Source organism: Afifella sp. JA880 (assembly GCF_025379905.1).
Classification (GTDB): domain Bacteria; phylum Pseudomonadota; class Alphaproteobacteria; order Rhizobiales; family Afifellaceae; genus Afifella; species Afifella aestuarii.
Genome location: NZ_JAOANH010000002.1, coordinates 302,883 through 320,078, shown reverse-complemented (window position 1 = coordinate 320,078; position 17,196 = coordinate 302,883). Strand labels below are relative to the sequence as shown.

The 17,196-nt window shown below is 64.0% G+C and carries 18 protein-coding genes; 3 read left to right on the top strand and 15 right to left on the bottom strand.

The genetic code is table 11. From position 1 onward, the window contains the following. Positions 1-74: 74 nt before the first annotated feature. Positions 75-1,961, bottom strand: a complete 1,887-nt coding sequence (locus NYQ83_RS09720) for an ABC-F family ATP-binding cassette domain-containing protein (protein ID WP_261215163.1) — start codon at positions 1,959-1,961, stop codon at positions 75-77. A gap of 100 nt (positions 1,962-2,061) precedes the next feature. Between NYQ83_RS09720 and NYQ83_RS09715 the strand changes: the two genes are divergently transcribed. After that, positions 2,062-2,841, top strand: coding sequence for a dimethylarginine dimethylaminohydrolase family protein (locus NYQ83_RS09715; RefSeq protein ID WP_261214383.1), 780 nt, complete (start codon positions 2,062-2,064; stop codon positions 2,839-2,841). Positions 2,842-2,853: 12 nt separating this feature from the next. Here NYQ83_RS09715 and speB read toward each other — a convergent pair whose 3' ends face one another. The 6 genes from speB to NYQ83_RS09685 all read right to left on the bottom strand — a co-directional run bounded on the left by speB (position 2,854) and on the right by NYQ83_RS09685 (position 5,958). Then, complete coding sequence (speB, locus tag NYQ83_RS09710; protein ID WP_261214380.1) at positions 2,854-3,807, bottom strand: agmatinase; 954 nt, start codon at positions 3,805-3,807, stop codon at positions 2,854-2,856. Between the two features lie 109 nt (positions 3,808-3,916). Beyond that, a complete protein-coding gene (locus NYQ83_RS09705) occupies positions 3,917-4,054 on the bottom strand; it encodes a hypothetical protein (protein WP_234628508.1) in 138 nt (45 codons plus the stop codon). Then, positions 4,047-4,268, bottom strand: coding sequence for a hypothetical protein (locus NYQ83_RS09700; RefSeq protein ID WP_261214378.1), 222 nt, complete (start codon positions 4,266-4,268; stop codon positions 4,047-4,049). The genes NYQ83_RS09705 and NYQ83_RS09700 overlap by 8 nt, the downstream gene beginning before the upstream one ends. 132 nt (positions 4,269-4,400) lie before the next feature. Further along, positions 4,401-4,880 carry a 30S ribosomal protein S9 gene (gene rpsI, locus NYQ83_RS09695; RefSeq protein WP_261214376.1) on the bottom strand — a complete coding sequence of 160 codons (480 nt, stop codon included), beginning with the start codon at positions 4,878-4,880 and terminating at the stop codon, positions 4,401-4,403. Continuing rightward, positions 4,881-5,345, bottom strand: a complete 465-nt coding sequence (gene rplM / locus NYQ83_RS09690) for a 50S ribosomal protein L13 (RefSeq protein ID WP_234628506.1) — start codon at positions 5,343-5,345, stop codon at positions 4,881-4,883. 175 nt (positions 5,346-5,520) lie between these two features. Beyond that, positions 5,521-5,958, bottom strand: coding sequence for a PaaI family thioesterase (locus NYQ83_RS09685; RefSeq protein WP_261214373.1), 438 nt, complete (start codon positions 5,956-5,958; stop codon positions 5,521-5,523). A gap of 191 nt (positions 5,959-6,149) precedes the next feature. On the opposite strand from NYQ83_RS09685, the gene NYQ83_RS09680 reads away from it, so the two are divergent. Continuing rightward, on the top strand, positions 6,150-6,578 hold the full coding sequence (locus tag NYQ83_RS09680) for a CoA-binding protein (protein WP_261214372.1): 429 nt from the start codon (positions 6,150-6,152) through the stop codon (positions 6,576-6,578). Positions 6,579-6,600: 22 nt separating this feature from the next. Here the strand turns inward: NYQ83_RS09680 and NYQ83_RS09675 are convergent, their stop codons facing one another. Then, the gene (locus NYQ83_RS09675) at positions 6,601-7,083 is read right to left on the bottom strand and encodes a GNAT family N-acetyltransferase (RefSeq protein ID WP_164879576.1); all 483 of its coding nucleotides are present in this window, start codon (positions 7,081-7,083) and stop codon (positions 6,601-6,603) included. A gap of 147 nt (positions 7,084-7,230) precedes the next feature. Here NYQ83_RS09675 and NYQ83_RS09670 point away from each other — a divergent pair, with 147 nt between their 5' ends. Beyond that, positions 7,231-8,520 (top strand): O-acetylhomoserine aminocarboxypropyltransferase, encoded by a 1,290-nt coding sequence (locus NYQ83_RS09670; protein ID WP_261214371.1) that lies wholly within the window; start codon positions 7,231-7,233, stop codon positions 8,518-8,520. A gap of 338 nt (positions 8,521-8,858) precedes the next feature. Here NYQ83_RS09670 and ndk read toward each other — a convergent pair whose 3' ends face one another. From ndk to NYQ83_RS09635, 7 genes are all read right to left on the bottom strand, one after another. Beyond that, positions 8,859-9,281, bottom strand: a complete 423-nt coding sequence (gene ndk, locus NYQ83_RS09665) for a nucleoside-diphosphate kinase (RefSeq protein WP_128291487.1) — start codon at positions 9,279-9,281, stop codon at positions 8,859-8,861. Positions 9,282-9,351: 70 nt separating this feature from the next. After that, positions 9,352-10,269, bottom strand: coding sequence for a hydrogen peroxide-inducible genes activator (locus NYQ83_RS09660; protein WP_261214370.1), 918 nt, complete (start codon positions 10,267-10,269; stop codon positions 9,352-9,354). A gap of 226 nt (positions 10,270-10,495) precedes the next feature. After that, positions 10,496-11,611, bottom strand: coding sequence for an AbrB family transcriptional regulator (locus tag NYQ83_RS09655; RefSeq protein WP_261214369.1), 1,116 nt, complete (start codon positions 11,609-11,611; stop codon positions 10,496-10,498). Between the two features lie 159 nt (positions 11,612-11,770). Then, entirely contained in the window at positions 11,771-12,835 is a 1,065-nt protein-coding gene (locus tag NYQ83_RS09650; protein ID WP_261214368.1) for an NAD(P)H-dependent flavin oxidoreductase, read from the bottom strand. 39 nt (positions 12,836-12,874) lie between these two features. Beyond that, positions 12,875-13,327, bottom strand: coding sequence for a BLUF domain-containing protein (locus NYQ83_RS09645; RefSeq protein WP_261214367.1), 453 nt, complete (start codon positions 13,325-13,327; stop codon positions 12,875-12,877). Positions 13,328-13,338: 11 nt separating this feature from the next. Continuing rightward, the gene (locus tag NYQ83_RS09640; protein WP_261214366.1) at positions 13,339-15,018 is read right to left on the bottom strand and encodes a putative bifunctional diguanylate cyclase/phosphodiesterase; all 1,680 of its coding nucleotides are present in this window, start codon (positions 15,016-15,018) and stop codon (positions 13,339-13,341) included. A 127-nt stretch (positions 15,019-15,145) separates the two neighbouring features. Beyond that, positions 15,146-16,912, bottom strand: a complete 1,767-nt coding sequence (locus tag NYQ83_RS09635) for a SulP family inorganic anion transporter (protein ID WP_261214365.1) — start codon at positions 16,910-16,912, stop codon at positions 15,146-15,148. Positions 16,913-17,196: the final 284 nt, after the last annotated feature.

Here is a 17,196-nt window from a genome sequence, read left to right as displayed (position 1 = left end):
CCGCGCGACGCCAGGGAGCCTTGCCGCAATCGAAAGCGCTGCGACGGAGATCCGGATGCGGCGTAAAAGGCCGCTCAGGCCGCGTCAGGTTCGCGGCCGAGCTCCTCCAGCATGGCCCCAAGCTCGATCCAGCGCTCTTCCAGCCGTTCCAGCATGGCCGCTTTCTCGCCGCGCTTCTTGGCAAGTGCAGCGGCCTTTTCGGGCATGGCGCGATGCAGCGCGGGTGATGCGAGTTCCTCGTCCAGGGCTTCGATCTCACTGGTGAAGACGTCGATCAGTCGTTCGCATTCCTTGAGCTTCTGGCGCAGGGGGGCCGAGGCACGGCGTTTGTCTGCCTGCTTCTGGCGGCCGGCTGCCGGCGCTGCGGGGGCCTTCTCCGCTGCCGGCTTTTTCGCCGGGCCTTCGAGCACTTCGCGGCGATAGTCTTCGATGTCGCCGTCATAGGGGGCGACGGTGCCTTTCGATGTCAGCCAGAGCCTGTCGACGGAAGCTTCGATCAGATGGCGGTCATGGCTGATCAGGATGACGGCGCCCGAATAATCGTTGAGGGCGTGGATGAGCGCCTCGCGGCTGTCGACGTCGAGATGGTTGGTCGGCTCATCGAGGATGAGGAGATGCGGCTTGCCCAGCGTGGCGAGGCCCATCAAAAGGCGTGCCTTTTCTCCACCGGAGAGGTCCTTCGCCTTGGTGTCCATCTTCTGCGTGGCGAGCCCCATCTGCGCGACACGGGCGCGAAGCTGCGGCTCTGAAAGGTCGGGGAGGCGCGCGCGGATGTGCTCCACAGCCGACTGGCCCGGAATGAGCTCGTCGAGCTGGTGCTGCGCGAAAAAGCCGATCTTGAGCTTGTTGGAGCGCTTGAAGGTTCCGGTCTCGGCCTCGAGCTGGCCGGAAATCAACTTGGCAAAGGTCGATTTGCCGTTGCCGTTGGCACCGAGGAGCGCGATGCGGTCATCGTCGTCGATCCTGAGATTGAGGTCCGTCAGGATCGGATGGCCGGGCTCGTAGCCGACCGAAACGCCTTCGAGCTGCAGGATCGGCGGGGCGGCGCGCTTTTCCGGATCCGGGAAGCGGAAGGGCAGGACCGTCTCGTCGGCGATGGTGGAGACCGGCTGCAGCTTGGCGAGCGCCTTCAGGCGCGACTGCGCCTGACGCGCTTTCGACGCCTTGGCGCGGAAGCGGTCGACGAAGGCCTCCATGTGCTTGCGCTGCGCTTCCTGCTTGTCCTTGAGCTTGGCCTGCAGGGCCTGACGCTCGGCGCGCTGGCGCTCAAAGCTGTCATAGCCGCCGGAATAGGTCGTGAGCTTGTGCTCCGACAGATGCACGATCGTGCGCACGGCGTTGTTCAAGAGATCGCGGTCGTGCGAAATCAGGATCGCCGAATGCCGGTAGCGGGCGATGTAGCGCTCCAGCCACAACGAACCTTCGAGATCGAGATAGTTCGTCGGCTCGTCGAGGAGGAGAAGGTCGGGCTCGGTGAAGAGAACCGCGGCGAGGGCGACGCGCATGCGCCAGCCGCCGGAGAATTCCGAGCAGGGACGGTTCTGCGCCTCTTCGTCGAAGCCGAGGCCTTTCAGAATGCGGGCGGCGCGCGCTTCCGCCTCATGGGCGCCGATTTCGGCAAGGCGGGTGTGGATCTCGCCGATGCGGCCGCCTTCCTTGGCCGTCTCCGTCTCGGCCAGAAGCCGGCTGCGCTCTTCGTCGGCGGCAAGCACGGTTTCGATCAGCGTTTCCGGACCGCCTGGGGCTTCCTGCAGCACGCGGCCGATGCGGGCGCGCTTGGGCAGGATGATCTCGCCCTCGTCGGGGGCGATGTCGCCCGCGATGGCGCGAAACAGCGTGGTCTTGCCGGCGCCGTTCTTGCCGACGAAGCCCACCTTCGAGCCCGAGGGAAGGTTGAGGCTCGCCTTGTCGATGAGGGTGCGCCCGGCGATGCGGAGCGTGATGTTTGAAAGCTGCAGCATGGCGAGGGCATAGAGGCTCCGCCGGGCGAAAGGCAAGCGGTTCGCGTCACGCGCGCTCTTGGCGCTTGCAATGCGCATGAGGCGCGGCTACCGCCGTTGCATGTCACACGATCCTTTCCCTGCTTACCGTTTCTCTCGCGCGCTTCTGCGCGAGCCGGCGGCAAGCGTCGTTTGCGGTCTGCGTGCGGTCGACCGCGGCGATCCGAGCCTTGAACTTTTCCATCTCGAGCATGCCGCCTATCGGGCCATCCTCGAGAATGCGGGACTTGAGACGCATCTCCTGCCGGCGCTTTCCGACTGGCCGGATTCCGTCTTCATCGAGGATCCGGCGATGGTGCTGCCGGAAGGCGCCATTCTCTTCCGGATGGCGGCGCCGAGCCGTGCCGGCGAGCCGGAAACGGTGCGCGAGGCGCTCGAGACGTTCGTGCCGGTGACGCCGCTCGAAAACGGTCATGTCGACGGTGGCGACATCCTCGTCACGGGCCCCAAGATTTTTGCGGGCCTGTCCAAGCGCACGGACAAGGACGGTCTCGATGCGATGGGGGCGATCGTGGCCGGCTGGGGCTATGAGCTCGTCGGCGTCGACATGCCGGAGGGGCTCTTGCACCTGAAGACCGGCTGCGCACTTCTCGACGAAGAGACGATCCTGGCGGTGGAGCCGCTCAAGGAGACGTTTTCAGATTTTCGTGTTCTGACGCTGCCGGAAGGCGAGGAGGCGGCGGCCAATGCCGTCCGCGTCAACGACATCGTGCTTCTCGCCGCCGGTTATCCGCGCACCGAGGAACTGCTCGATCGCTGGGGCTACAATGTGCGCACCACGAAGGTGAGCCAGGCGCAGCTTCTCGACGGCGGGCTGTCCTGTCTGTCGATCCGGTTTTGACGGCCCGGGCGCTCAGCGCCCGGCACGCTTCAATGCCAGCAGGCCGAGATAATGCTGGGCCACCGTGGAGGCGGCGATCGCTGTGATGTCGGCGTGGTCGTAGGGCGGTGAGACCTCCACGACGTCGCCGCCGACAAAATTTACGGTTTTGAGGCCGGCAAGCGTCATCAGCGCCTGGGCGGAGCTCGGTCCGCCCGAGACCGGGGTGCCGGTGCCGGGCGCAAAGGCCGGGTCGAGGCAGTCGATGTCGAAGGTGAGATAGGCCGGCTGGTCGCCGACACGCTCGGCGATGCGATCCGCCGTCTCGTCGGCATGCATGCGCTGCCAGTCATAGGCGGAGATGATCTCGATGCCGCAGGTCTCCGGCGCGTGCGTGCGGATGCCGATCTGGATCGATCGTTCGGGGTCGATGATGCCTTCGCGCACGGCGCGCAGCACGAATGAGCCATGCGAGAGCTTCGAGCCGTCGTCGTCCCAGGTGTCCTGGTGGGCGTCGAACTGGATGAGGGCGAGCGGCCCGTGGCGTTTCGCATGCGCCTTCAGGAGCGGCCAGGTGGAATAATGGTCGCCGCCGAGGGTGAAGAGATGCACGCCGGCCGACAGGATCGTCTCGATTTCCGCCTCGATCGCGGCCGTCAGCTTCTCCGGATGATGCAGCGGCAGATCGACGTCGCCGTAATCGACGACGGCGAGATTCTCGAAAATATCGATGCCCCACGGATATTGCGGATCGCCGTCGAAGATCGCCGAGGCGCGGCGGATCGCCTGCGGGCCGAAACGGGCCCCCGGGCGGTTCGTCACCGTGACGTCGAGCGGAATGCCGAGGATGGCGACATCGACGTTGGTGAGGTCGCGGGAATACTTCCGCCGCATGAAGGAGAGGGCGCCGGCATAAGTCGGGTCGGCAGCGCCGCCTTTGAGCTCTTTGGCGCGGAAGGCGTGGTCGATTGCAGGCTTTTCAGACATGGCTCGCCTCTAGCAGGTGTGGGCGCCGGAAACCAGCGGCGGCGCCGCCAAGAGCGAGGAAACCGGAAACGGAAGCTTTGTTTCGGGCCAACGCGGGATGTCCGTCCGACTATTCGGCGGGGCCGTGGCGATGGCGCAGCTCTGCCTCGCGCCGGTCGAGCCGGCGGCCCCAGACCCAGAAAACGAACAGGCCAACAAACCCAAAAATGACGGCCGCAATCGGCGGCCAGAGCGGGAGATCAGACACTTCCTTCCTCCGCACGCATCAGCCGGATCACGCTCTGCGCGACCATGTGTAATGTAATGCTTAGGGCGATCCAGGACCAGCGAATGGTAGGACTTGGGTCGTTCGCTATTAAAGGCTGGATCAGCCCGCCGCCGAAGATGACAAGACCGATTGCGTTCACCGTCGACGAGAACAGTTTTACGTGCTCGTTGAAGCGCTTCGCCTGAAGCTTCATCTGGGTTTCTGCGCTTACCGGTTCGCCCCCTGAACCTGCTCCATCGGTGAATAACAGGCGAGGGGAAGTCTTCACAACAAAAAGGGCGGGTCCGAAGACCCGCCCTTTGAGAACCCAAAAGAGAAACGCTGATTAGCGCTTGGAGAACTGGAACGAACGACGCGCCTTGGCACGGCCGTACTTCTTGCGCTCGACCACGCGGGAATCGCGGGTGAGGAAGCCGACCTTCTTCAGGATGCCGCGCAGCTCCGGCTCATAATGCGTGAGCGCCTTGGAGATGCCGTGACGCAGCGCGCCCGCCTGGCCCGACAGGCCGCCGCCGGAGACGGTCGCCATGATGTCGTACTGGCCGTTGCGGTCGGCGACGAGGATCGGCTGCTCGATGATCATCTGCAGCACCGGACGACCGAAGTAATCCGTGTAGTCCTTGTCGTTGACGGTGATGCGGCCGGAACCCGGCTTCACCCAGACGCGGGCGACGGCGTCCTTGCGCTTGCCCGTGGCATAGGCGCGGCCGTACTCGTCCAGCTTCTGAACATGGACGGGAGCCTCCGGCTGGGCCGCAGCCTCGGTACCGCCGAGCTCCGAGAGGTCTTGAAGCGTTTCAGCCATTTAGAAAACCCTCACATTCTTCTTGGAGAGGGCGGCGACGTCGAGCGTCTCCGGCTGCTGGGCGGCATGGGGATGCTCCGGCCCTGCATAGACCCTCAGATTCTTCAGCTGCTGGCGCCCGAGCGGGCCGCTCGGAAGCATGCGCTCCACGGCCTTCTCCACGACGCGCTCCGGGAAACGGCCTTCGATCAGCTTGCGCGCGGTGCGCTCCTTGATGCCGCCCGGATAACCCGTGTGCCAATAATACTTCTTCTGGTCGAGCTTCTTGCCGGTGAAAACGACCTTGTCGGCGTTGATCACCACGACATTGTCGCCGTCATCCATATGCGGCGTGTAGCTCGGCTTGTGCTTGCCGCGGAGATGCATCGCGACGAGGGTCGCCAGACGACCGACGACCAGGCCGTCGCCGTCAATGACGATCCACTTCTTCTCGATGTCCGCCGCTTTTGCGGAATAGGTTTTCATCTTCGTCCTCTTTCGGGGAACCTCAGCAATGAGGTAAGGGCGACCTCAGCCGGCCGATGAGCCGATGGCTGGCGCCCGATCGCGCGGCAGATAGGCGGAGAGGCCCGTCATTGTCAAGCGCTGCTGGAGAAAAAGCCCAAAAATCAGAAGCTTGCGGAGGTGGTATTATTATACCTCAAGCGCGGTCGGGAGGAATCGAATAGGTGGCGGTGGCGTGTGCGACAAGAGCCTCGTCATCGGGTGGGGCGATGGCGATCTCGGTCACGGCAAGTCGTTTGCCGAGCTTCAGAATCCGGCAAGTGCCAAGGAGCGCGCCGGGCGTTGGCATGCGCAGGAAATTGATCGAGAGGTTGGTGGTGACGGCAAGCGCGACCGGGCCGATATGGGCGAGAATTGCGGCATAGGCGGCGAGATCTGCGAGCGAAAAAAGTGTCGGACCGGACACTGTGCCGCCCGGTCGGAGGTGAGCTTCCGATGCATCGAGACGCATCACCGCTTCGCCCGGCGCGACTTTGACGACCGTGAAGGCGCGGCCATGCAGATGGATCTGCGGGAATTCCTTTTCCAGGAAGGCTTCAACCTCCGCTTCATTCATCACCAGCGCAAAATTCATTCTTCCTCCCCTTCGGCTTTTTCTATGCGGACACAGAGTAGGTCACGGCAGCGGGGATGCGCCAGCGTGTCGGCGATCCTGGTGGAAGGCGCGATCGAATCGCGACGCGGCGCGCCATGTCCCACAGGCAAAGTCACATTGGGGGCGAGGTCGGGCTTGCCGTGGCGTCCGGACGGAACAGATTAAGGCGCATGAGCCAGCTTTCCTATTCCGACGATTTCATCCGCTCCATCCTCACGGACACGAAGACGATCGCCGTCGTCGGCGCGTCGCCGAAGGCGGTGCGGCCGAGTTACGGCGTCAGTCAATTCCTGATCCGTCAGGGCTATGAGGTCTATCCGATCAATCCCGGCGAGCCGGACGAGACGATCGAAGGGCGCGAGTTTCTGCCCTCGCTCGCCGATGTGCCGGTCGCGATCGACATGGTCGATGTCTTCCGCCGGTCAGAGGCCGTTGGTGGTGTCGTCGACGAAATCCTGAAACTTCAGCCCTTGCCGAAGGTGATCTGGATGCAGCTCGGGGTGCGCGACGACGCGGCGGCCGCGCGCGCGGAAGATGCCGGCATCAAGGTCGTGATGGATCGGTGCCCGAAGATCGAATGGCCGCGTCTTCTCGGCTAAGCGCTATCTCTGTGGAGCGTGATCAGCCGCGGTCTTCGGCAAGGTCGAGAAGGGCTGCGCCTTCCGAGCGATAATAGACCTTCGCGATCGGCGTCAGGCCGACGCGCGCATAGAAGCGTTGTGCCGCCTCGTTCTCACCCGCTGTCGTCAGGTCGAGCCGGGCCCCGCCTTCCGCCAGAGCGACGCGGGCGGCTTCTCGCAGCAAAGCCTCGCCGATGCGCCGTCCGCGTGCTGACGCCGCGACGTAGAGTTCCTTCAACAGCCAGGCCGGGTGCATGTCCGGGCCGGGAAAGAGCTCGTAGAGGCAGGCAAGGCCGAGCGCCTCGTCTTCGAAGGCGCCGAGAATGGCACGGCCGGGCAGGGGCTTCAGCGCGGCACGAAGGCGTGGCCGTGCCGTTTCGGCGTCGATGGCGGCTGCCCCTTCGTAATGGTGCTGCATTTCGATGAAGAGCGGGAGAAGCGTCTCGGTGTCGGTTTCCTCGGCACGGCGGATCGTGACGGTCATCTTTTGCTCCCAAGCCCCCAATTTCGGCAGACTTAGCAACATTTCCTCTTCGCGGCAGCCTCTCACAGAAAATCCGTCCTTTGCTCCGCACCGCGCTTGCCGCTAAATCGGCCGACCGCAATCAACGAGAACGAAACGGGGAAGATCATGTCCGAAGACCGCACGCCCGGCTTTCACACACTCTCCATTCACGCCGGAGCGCAGCCGGATCCCACCACGCATGCGCGTACGACGCCGATCTACCAGACGACCTCCTATGTCTTCGATGACGCCGAGGAGGCCGCCAACCTCTTCGGGTTGAAGGCTTTCGGTAACATCTACACCCGCATCACGAATCCGACGACGGCGGTGCTGGAGGAGCGCGTCGCCGCGCTCGAGGGCGGCACGGCCGCGCTTGCCGTCGCCTCCGGCCATGCCGCGCAGATGCTCGTCATGCACACACTGATGCAGCCGGGTGACGAGATCGTCGCGGCCAAGAAGCTCTACGGCGGCTCCATCAACCAGTTCGGATTCTCCTTCCAGAATTTCGGCTGGAAGGTGAAATGGGCCGACACCGACAATCTGCAGAGTTTTGAAGAGGCGATCACGCCGCGCACGAAGGCGATCTTCATCGAATCGATCGCCAATCCGGGCGGCGTCGTCACCGACATCGCGGCGATCTCGGCGATCGCCAAGCGGGCCGGCGTGCCACTCGTCGTCGATAACACGCTGGCGAGCCCGTATCTCTGCCGGCCGATCGAGCATGGCGCCGACATCGTCGTGCATTCGCTGACGAAGTTCATGGGCGGCCACGGCAATTCCATGGGCGGCGTGATCGTCGATGCCGGCTCCTTCAACTGGTCGCGCGAAGGCCGCTATCCGATGCTGTCGGAACCGCGGCCGGAATACCATGGCCTCGTGCTGCACGAGACGTTCGGCAATTTCGCCTTCGCCATCGCCTGCCGCGTGCTCGGCCTGCGCGATCTCGGGCCGGCGCTGTCGCCCTTCAACGCTTTCATGATTTTGACGGGCATCGAGACGCTGCCGCTCAGGATGCAGCGCCATTGCGACAACGCGCTCAAGGTGGCGGAATGGCTTTCGGGTCGGCCGGAGGTGTCCTGGGTCTCCTATGCCGGCCTGCCGGGCGACCGCTATCACAATCTGCAGAAGACATACGCGCCGAAAGGGGCGGGCGCCGTCCTCACCTTTGGGCTCGAAGGTGGCTACGATGCAGGCGTGAAGCTCGTCGAAAGCGTAAAGCTCTTCTCGCATCTCGCCAATATCGGCGACACGCGCTCGCTCATTATCCATCCGGCCTCGACCACGCACAGCCAGCTCACCGAAGAGCAGCTTCGCGCGGCGGGCGCCGGCTCCGATACGGTGCGGATTTCCGTCGGCATCGAGGATGTCGAGGACATCATTGCCGATCTGGAGCAGGCGCTCGCGAAGGGCGCTTAGGCTCCCGGCTGAGGCCGATTTCCGGGGCCGCTATGCCTGTTCGCGGTGGCTTGCCGAGCCTCTCTCAACGGGCAGGGTGACTGTATCTGATGGGTAATCCTGTCGGCAGGCTCCATTCCTCTCCCCGCTGGGGAGAGGTCGCCGCGAAGCGGCGGGTGAGGGGTGAGAGAGCCCAAGACCCGTACGCTTGATGGACAGACCACCCCTCATCCGGCGCCTTCGGCGCCACCTTCTCCCCAACGGGGAGAAGAGGGGGAGCGCCCTCGCGCGCTCTGGCCGCAAACAAAAAGGGCGAGGCCGCGGCCTCGCCCTTTGCATTTATTGAGAGGCGTGCGGCGTTAGCCGACGATCTCGTTGCCGGCAAAGAACTGGGCGATCTCGACGGCGGCCGTCTCCGGTGCGTCGGAGCCGTGCACCGAATTCTCGCCGACGGATTTCGCATGCGCCTTTCGGATCGTGCCTTCGGCGGCGTTCTCCGGATTGGTGGCGCCCATGACTTCGCGATATTTGGCGATCGCGCCTTCGCCTTCCAGAACCTGGACGACGACCGGGCCGGAGATCATGAAATCGACGAGCTCGCCGAAGAATGGGCGTTCCTTGTGCACGGCGTAGAAGGTCTCGGCCTGCTCGCGGGTCATCTTTACGCGCTTTTGAGCGACGATCCTGAGGCCGGCGGCCTCGATCATGGCGTTGATCGCGCCGGTGAGGTTGCGGGCGGTGGCATCGGGTTTGATGATCGAAAAGGTGCGTTCTAGCGCCATCGGTGCATGTCCTTGCGGGGTTCGAAAAAGGAGAAAGGAAGCGGCTCTATAGCCTTGCCGCGCGTTCCGCTCAACCGGTGGCCGAAACGAGGCTTTCACTCAAGCCGGCATGCCATCCGGCGATCTGTGCCGCAAGCTCGCGAAACTGTGCCGCGCCTGGATGGCTCGCCCGCCAGGCCAATCCGATCTGGCGCTTCGGTGCCGGCTCGGCGAAGGGAAGCAGGCGAACGCGGCGGCTTTCGAGCCCGTTCGACGAGGTGAAGAGGGCCGGCAACAGCGACACGCCGCCGCCGGTTTCGACGAGCTCGATGATGGTCGCGAGATTGGTGACGCTGAGCTGCTCCGTGTCCGGCGGAATGCGGCAGAAGGAGAGGATCTGATCGCGCAGGCAATGCCCTTCCTCGAGCAGGATCATCTCCACATCTTCGAGCGCGGCCATATCGGCGGCCTGCTTTCTCCCGAGAGGGCTGTCGGCGGCGACGGCGAGATAGAAGGGATCGTCGAAGAGGGGCGCTGCTTCGAGCCGCGGCTCGCCGGTCGGCAGGCTGATGATGATGCAGTCGAGCCGGTCGTCGAGAAGCTCGCGCATCAAGGTTTCGGTGATCGTCTCGCGCAGGCGGAGTTTCAGCTCCGGCAGGTTCTTTTTCATGAAGGGGAGAAGGCGCGGCAGAAGATACGGACCGACCGAAGGGATAATGCCGAGGCGCATCTCGCCCGAGAGCGGACCGCGATAGCGCTCAGACAGGCTCTCGATGGCGCGCACCTCTGCGAGGACGGAAGCGGCACGCTCCACCACTTCCTTCCCGAAGCCCGTCAGACGCGCGCCGGACGACAGTCTTTCGACGAGGTCGAGGCCGAGCTGTTCTTCGAGCTCGCGGATCTGCGCCGACAGCGCGGGCTGCGTGACGCCGACGCGTCCGGCCGCCCGGCCGAAGTGCTCCGTCTCCGAAAGTGCTTGCAGATAGCGCAGTTGGCGAAGGGTGATCATCGATAGGGAAATCTAATCGGCGTTATTTGGATTAAGCATTGGACATTATGACGATCTTCGTTCATAAGAACAGTTAAAATCTGCAAGCTCCAGGAAGGCGAGCCAGGCTAAGACCCGAATGCCTGATCGATCGATGGAGCAGGCCTAAAATTTCAGCCCAATAAGGCTCTTCACGCCCCCCGAAGAGCCCTTGGCCGCGGAGAGCAATCTCCGCGGCCTTCCTTTTTTAGGCTGCCGGCGGTGCCGTCTTTCCCCTTTTGTCGATACGCTCGGCGATCAGCCGCGCCAGACTCGGACCGACCAGCAGAACGGCAATGAAGCGGGCGATCTGCATGGCCATGACGAAGGGCATGTCGACGTCGGTCGAGGCGGCGATGATGGCAACGGAATCGGCGCCCCCGGGGCTGGTGGCGAGATAGGCCGTCAGGGGATCGATGCCGGTTGCCAAGGACAGCACAAGAGCGAAGAGCCCGCACAGCGTGATGAGTGCCACGATGGCCGCGATCAGCCAGGGAAGGGCGCGCAGCGCATAGAGCAGGAGAGGCCGCGTAAAGCGCAGGCCGATCCCCCAGCCGACGAGAAAATAGCTGATGGCAAGAAGCCAGGGCGGCAGCTCGATCTGGAGAAGGCCGAAATCCTGCAGGAGGACGCCGAAGAGCATCGACAGGATGAGGCCTCCCGCCGGAATGTTGAAGGCGAGCGCGAGGCCCGCGCTGACGACAGCCAGGGCGAGGGTTTCGCCAAAAGCCAGCCAGTGGATTGCCGGGAACCAGACTTTTCCGGCAAGCGCAGCTCCAGCCGCCTGCGGCACCCAAATTTCCGCCACCAGAGACGCCACGACCACGACGCAGACGACCCGCAGATATTGCATGAAGGCGACGAGGCGGGAATCGGCGCCATAGGCATCGGCCATCAGCACCATGGCTGTCGCGGCTCCTGGAAACGCGCCCCAGATTGCCGTGGTGCCGGGAAGGATCCTGAACCATGTCAGCGCCGCCCCGAGCGCGACGCTCGCACCAACGACCGCCATGAGCGTGAGGAGAAAGACCGGCCAGTTGAAGAGCATTTCACGCAGAAGCGGGGGCGTGATGCTGGTGGCGATCAGGCATCCGATGGCGCCTTGCGCGAGGTAGAAGGCCGTGCGCGGCACGGCGAGATCGGCCCCGGCGGCGGCGAGGAGAATGGCGCCGGCCATCGCCCCCATCAAAACACCGGCGGCAAGATCAAGGCTCTCCAGGCCGGCCGCAAGAAGAAGGGAGATGGCGAGGAGCGTCAGCCATTGTGCCGAGGGCGGCCACCCCGCCAGGCGGGGAAATCTGAACGGGCGGGGGCGCTGCGGCATGACGGGTCCGGCCTTGGCCGCGCCTTGAGGAGAGGGCGCGAAAGGGAATCGGCGGGGCGATAAGTCTCCGAGTAGAGTGGGGCATTGCGGGCTATTTCAAGACCCGCGCGTATCCGTGAGGCGGATCACGCCCGCGAGGAGCCTTGCCGGCTCAGGCGCTCAGTCGTTCAGGCCGCGGATGAGGTCGGCCATCAGGTCGGAGACCGGGAGCGCCCTGGCAAGCGGCGCGCCCTGGCCGGCCCAATGTGCGCCGAAGCCCGTCTCTCCGGCTTTCTTGGCGGCGGCGTTGAGCGCCTTTCCGGCGTCGTAGGCGATCGGATAATCGGGGATCTCGTCGCACGCGACGCTCTCGCCAAGCGTCGTGAAGCCGTTCGCCATGGAGCGCGCGGGGCGGCCCGAAATGGCGCGTGTCATGACAGTGCGATGGGCCTTGTCGCTCAGAAGCGCTGCGCGATAGGCGGCGTCGGCGGATGATTCCGGGCAGGCGATGAAGGCCGTGCCGAGCTGAGCCGCCGCGGCGCCCAGCTCCAGGACCGCGCGGATGCCCGCCCCATCCATGATGCCGCCCGCCGCCACGACCGGAACATCAATCGTGTCGGCAAGCTGGCGCGTGAGGACGGCGGTCGGCAGGCATTCGTCTGCGCCGTCCGCATCGAAGATGCCGCGATGGCCGCCCGCCTCGTAGCCCTGGGCCACGATCACGTCGATGCCGGCGTCCACGGTGGATTGCGCCTCCGACAGAGAGGTGGCGGAGGCAAAGAGCACGATGCCGGCGTCTTTCAATGCGGCGATGAATTCCGCCGGGGGCAGGCCGAAATGAAAACTGACGACCGCGGGGCGCTCCTCCACAAGCATGGCGAGAAGGTCGGGATTTGCGGCAAAGCTCCGATAGACTTCGCGCAGCGCCTGCGGTGGTTCGGCGCCGAAGCGGCTGAATTCCGGTCTCAGACGGTCGAGCCAGGCGCTTTCGCGGACCGGATCGGCTTGTGCAGGCCGGTGGCAGAAGACGTTGACGTTGAAGGGCGCGCGGGTGGCGGAGCGGGTTTCGGCGATCATCTTCCGTGCCGTATCCGTGTCGGTCGCGCCGATGCCGAGCGAGCCGAGGCCTCCAGCATTCGAGACGGCGGCTGCTATCGCGGGCGTGGAGACGCCGGCCATCGGTGCCTGAATGATCGGCCGTTTGAGACCGAGGCGATCTCTCAGGCGATGGTCGGTGACATGCATGGAGGCGGATTCGCTTATCTTTTCGAGGCGCCTGGGGGCTCAGGCCTCGATCAGTTCCTCGTCGATCGCGATCTCGCGCATGATGGAAAAGAGCCGCTCGCCCTGCATACGCGCTTCCTCAAACCCCGTCTTATCCCCGAGATGTGCAAAGAGGTTCTGACCTCTGCGAGACCGGCCGATAAAAGCCATCGACCAGTTTGGAAAAGCGCGTTCGGGCACGGGAAAGAAGAAGAGCACGTGCACGTCGCTATGGCGGGGATCGCGCTGGATGCGTTCGAAACCCTGTTCCAGGACGTCTCTTCGCCCTTCCAGCACCTGCGCAAAGATGCCGGAGTTGAAGATCAGGGCTCCCGTAATCTCGTCTGCGGTGTTGTTGAGTTGCGAGATCTCCAGAATCGCCGCGATTTCTCGGCTCACGACATCGTCTGGGCCTTCAATGCGATTGCGGCTGTAATAGACGAGACGATAAAGGTCTCGATTGTCTGGGGTCATTCGCATTCAGCTCAACCGGCGTTTCCTTCAGGTCGATCGGCCCGCATGTTGAAGTTTCGCTTGGCTTCCTCTGCCAGGAAATCTCCGATGCTCTCGGGAGGCAGCGGATAGCTGACGAGAAAACCCTGCGCCGCCGTGCAACCGGAGGCCATGATCCGCCGCCATTGTTCCTGCGATTCCACACCTTCTGCAAGAGTCATCATGCCGAGGCTTCGCCCGAGCGCTGCAATTGCGCTGACGATTGCGGTGCAGTTCGAGTCCTGCGGGTCGGCGCGGACGAAAGACTGGTCGATCTTGATCTTGTCGAAGGGAAAACTGCGCAGATAGGACAGTGACGAATAACCCGTGCCGAAATCATCCATGGAAACGCGCACGCCCATCTCGCGGGCGAGATGCAGCGTTTCCAGAGCCGCCGGATGGTCGGCGATGAGGGCGCTTTCGGTGATTTCCAGCTCCAGGCGGTTGGCGGGAAGCCCTGAGGAATGAATGGCTTGTTTGAGGGTATCGGCAAAATTGGGCATGCCGATCTGGATCGCTGAGACATTGACGGCAACGATGAGCGGCTCCTGCCAGCGGGCGGCCTCGTTGCAGGCCGTGCGCAGAACCCATTCCCCGATCGGGACGATCAGCCGCAATTCTTCGGCAATCGGGATGAACTCCGCCGGTGAGACCGAGCCACGCGTCGGGTGGTTCCAGCGCAGGAGAGCTTCGAACCCGCTGGTGCGGCCCGAGGCGAGATCGCGCTGCGGCTGATAAACGAGCGAGAACTGGCGCAGGCCGAGTGCCCGGCGCAGATCGGTCTCCAGCTCGCGGCGGGCCTGCATCTGTCGATCCATCTCCGGTTCGAAGAAGCAATAGCTCCGGCTTCCCATGCTGCGGCTGCGGCGCAGGGCGAGGTGTGCGTTCTTCAGAACGTCGTTGGCGGAGCTTCCGTCGGTTGGCAGAAGCGCGATGCCGATGCTGACGTCGATGTCGATCAGATGTCCGTTGATGAGATAGGAGCGGCCGAGGAGATCGACGAGACGCTTGGCCAGTCGGTGGGCCGACGCCGGTTGCGCCACCTTTCGCTGCAGCACCACGAACTCGTCGCCTCCGAGCCGGGTGGCAAGGTCATCCTCGCCGAGGGCCGAGCGAAGGCGCTCCGCCAGCAGGCTGAGAAGTGCATCACCGAATGAATGGCCCAGGGATTCGTTGACTGCCTTGAAGCGCTCCAGGTCGATGGCGATGACGGCTGCCGTATCCGAAGCCTGCTCGCCCGAGGCAGGCGTGCTCGATGAAAGTTCGGCTGTCAGAGCCTCGCGCATGGCAAGGCGGTTTCCGAGGCCCGTGATCGGGTCGGTCCGCGCGACTTTGGCCGCCCTGGCGATCTCCGCCATGCGTTCCGACGTGTCCTGGGCAATGACGAGCCAGCCATCGGGGAGCGGCTTGCGCTCCAAGACATAGGTGCGGCCATCCTCGGCTTCGAATGAGCGGCTTTCGCCTGAGGCCAGGAGTGCAGCGGCTTCGAGGCGGACCCTTTCACAATTGTGCGGAAAGCTTCTGTCGAAGGCGTGGTTGGTCATCGTCAGTCGACCGCCACGGTCGAAGACCGCGAGCGCGCAGGGAATGTTGTCGAGGACGCTCATAGCCAGTTCGGCGTCGTCGCGGTCGCTGCGCTCGGCATAATCGTCTGATCGTGAAAGGGCGGGCATGAAGGGCACGATCCGGAAGGATGGAGTTTTGCAGGCAACGTGTTCTTGCGGGAACGTTGCCTGAAGCTGGAGTGATCAAAACTCGTGCGCTTCACGGTAAACGAAGTCTGAAGACCCGCCCGCCGCTCTATGACCGGAGATCGCTCGCCCTCGTCTCGCCGGCATCTTTGGTGCTGTCGGCGCTTCGTGCTTGCAGGTGGCGAACCGCGCTTTCCGGTGTGCGACCGAAGCGTGTCTGCGGCGGGCGAACGCCATGAGCGAAAAGTGTGCGCCGGATTGCCGTGGAGGTGCCCGTGATGAAGAGTTCGACGCCTGCCTGATGAGCCTTGCGCGCTGCGCCGGCGATGGTGTTGGCAGCTGTCGAATCGAGAACCGGCACGGCCGAAAAATCGAGGATGAGCGCTTTTCGCTGATCGGCGATGCGGTCGAGGACGGCGCCGACGGTCGATGCCGCGCCGAAGAAGAAGGCGCCCGAGATACGGTAGACGACGATGTCGGGATCGGTGACGAGGCTCGGATCGTAGGGAACGCGTTCGCGAGAGCTGTCTGCCACATCCGGATCGATGAGCGGTGTCTGGTATTCCACCGTGATCGTCTTGGCTATGCGGTTGATGAACAGCATGGCGCCGAGCGCGAAGCCGACCACGATGCCTTCGGTGAGATCGCGGAAGACGGTGAGAAGAAACGTCGCCAGGAGAACGAGGGCGTCGCCGCGGGAGGATCTGATTAAGGCCGCGAAAGCGTGCTTCTCGATCATGTTCCAAGCGACGACGACGAGCACACCGGCAAGGGCCGGCAGCGGAATATAGGCCGCGAGCGGGGCGGCCAGCAGCATGAAGAGAAGCAAAAAGACCGAATGCGCCATGCCGGCGATCGGACCGCGCGCGCCGGCGCGAACATTGGTGGCCGTGCGGGCAATCGTGCCGGTTGCCGGCACGCCGCCGAAAAGTGAAGCGAAGATATTCGCCGTGCCCTGGGCGGCCAGTTCGCAATTGGAGCGGTGGCGGCGCCCGGTCATGCCGTCGGCGACGACCGCAGAAAGAAGGGATTCGATCGCTCCGAGAAGCGCGAAGGCAAGCGCACTCGGCAGCACGTCCTGGATATTCTCGATAGACAGAGACGGCAGGGACGGCATCGGAAGCGTGCGCGGAATGCCGCCGAAGCGGCTGCCGATCGTCTCGACGGGAAGGCCGATGGCGAGTGCCAGAAGCGATGCGATGACCACAGCCATGAGCATTCCGGGCCAGCCGGGCCGCCAGCGCTTCGCCAGCACGATGATGGCCACCGTCACAACCGCGAGAAGGAGGGCTGCGGGGCTTGCCGTCGGCACCGCGGCGGCGAGCACTTCGAGCTTGTCGAGGATCGGTCCGGGCTCAGGACCGGAGAGAGTGAGGCCCAGGAAATCCTTCAACTGGCTCGTGAAGATGATGATGCCGATGCCGGCCGTGAACCCGACCGTGACCGGATAGGGAATGAATTTGATGTAGGTGCCAAGGCGCAGAAAACCGGCGATGACGAGAAAGATGCCGGAAATGAGCGTGGCGAGGAGGAGCCCGTCGATGCCGTGCTGCTGCACGGTCGTTGCGATGAGAACGATGAAGGCTCCGGCCGGGCCGCCGATCTGAAAGCGGCTGCCGCCGAGCATCGAAATGAGGAAGCCGCCGACGATCGCCGTATAGAGCCCGCGGTCGGGGGTGACGCCGCAGGCGATCGCAATCGCCATCGAGAGCGGCAGGGCGACGATCGCAACCGTGAGGCCGGCGACGAGGTCGCTCTTCAATGCCGTCAGCCCGTAACCTTCACGCAGAACGGTGATGAGCTTCGGCGTGAACAATTCGGCGAAACTCGGCTCGGCGAAATCGACGGGAATGCGCTTGTCGGCGGGAGTGGTCATGGAACGCGGCTGGTGAAAGGGACCTGCATACGCCCTTGGGCGGCCTCCGCAATCCAATTTTCGTCGGAGGCGGGTCTTCGTACGGGCTGATTTCGCAAGCGGTGTCGGACGTTGCGGCGGGAACGAAAGGGATGACCTGCAACAGGGCGGACCACGCGGAACCTCTCAATCGGGATGCCTATCCCATGGCAGTTGAGGTAGCCTTGATGTGCGGTGGCTGCCGCGGTCTGCAGGGCCGCTCTGCACACCCTTGCCATTGACCCGCTCAATGCCGCGCAATAGAG